Below are 1,300 nucleotides of genomic sequence, written 5' to 3'. Positions count from 1 at the left end.
CAAATTCGCTATCGTTTCCCCAATATTATTAACGTATGTCAACATTGGGGCATTGATATCTTCAAACAACCCATTCCCGTTGCACCTGCTGCCCATTACTGGATGGGAGGAGTGGCTTGCGATCTGAGCAGTTGCACCTCGATTCCGGGGCTATATGCCATTGGTGAAACAGCTAGTACGGGGGTTCATGGTGCCAATCGCTTAGCGAGTAATTCCTTATTGGAATGTTTGGTTTTTGCCGCCCAATTAGCTGAAATTCAAACAGCTCCTAATCCAGTTCTGCAGGAATCCCTACCCTTTATAAAAGAGAAAGGTGACTGGGCAAGGGACATCGAGAAGATAGCATCAGTAAGGCAAAGTTTACCCTCCCTGATGTGGCAAAGTGCAGGAATTTGTCGCTCCCAGGAAGTTTTGGAGTCAGCCCTTGCTGAAGTTAATTCCTGGCGCTCTGAATTGGCTGGCTTAGAGGTGAGTCAATACTTGCTCGATTTACAGCCCAACCAAACAGTTAAATTTGAGTCACCATTAGCCGAGCAGCAATTGCGAACGGCTGCAGAAACCTTCAATCTCCTGGATATTGCCCATTTAATTCTCAAAAGTGCAGCATTGCGCACAGAAAGTCGGGGCGGACATTACCGCAGGGATTATCCCCAAACCTCACCCAGTTGGCAAGTTCACACCTTATTACAGGGCGAGCGCTGGTGGAAATCTCCACAACTTTCTCTAAGGTTAGAACCCAAGGAGATAGCGGTATGAATACCACTTATTCAGAAGCGGTGAAAACAGCGCAAACCTATTATGATGGTGCAGAAACAGACCGATTGTATGCTACTTTCTGGGGTGGTGAGCATATCACTTATGGGATATACAAGAGTTCGGATGAACCGATCCATGATGCCTCCAAGCGCACGGTGGAAACAATTGCCCAAACTCTGGAAAATCTAGCTCCCGATTCACGAGTCATCGATCTAGGTGCTGGTTATGGAGGGGCGGCGCGGTATCTGGCCAAAACCTACGGTTGTTCTGTCTGCTGTCTCAATTTAAGCGAGCGGCAAAATCAACGCAACCGCCAACTGAACCAAGAGCAGAATTTAGCCCACTTAGTTGAGGTAACTCAGGGGAGTTTTGAGGATATTCCCTATCCAGACAATTCCTTTAATATTGTCTGGTCCCAGGATGCCATTTTACACAGTAGCGATCGCACTCAGGTCTTTGAAGAAATTAAGAGGGTTTTGCAGCCAGGGGGAGAGTTGATTTTTACTGACCCCATGCAAAGGGAGACTTGTCCACCAGGGCTACT

At 47.4% G+C, this 1,300-nt stretch carries 2 protein-coding genes; both read left to right on the top strand.

Annotated features, from left to right (window positions below; translation table 11 throughout):
* Nucleotides 1-756 (top strand): FAD-binding protein (locus F6K38_RS42245; RefSeq protein WP_287360843.1); only part of this gene is annotated, 756 nt, incomplete at its 5' end.
* Nucleotides 753-1,300, top strand: a 548-nt coding sequence (locus F6K38_RS42240; RefSeq protein WP_287360840.1) for an SAM-dependent methyltransferase, incomplete at its 3' end; no start/stop codon positions are given. The genes F6K38_RS42245 and F6K38_RS42240, both read left to right, overlap by 4 nt.

The sequence above is a fragment of the Moorena sp. SIO3B2 genome (genome assembly GCF_010692525.1).
Lineage (GTDB): Bacteria > Cyanobacteriota > Cyanobacteriia > Cyanobacteriales > Coleofasciculaceae > Moorena > Moorena producens.
Note: the sequence above shows the minus strand (reverse complement) of the source record. Positions and strands in the feature narration are given on the sequence as shown.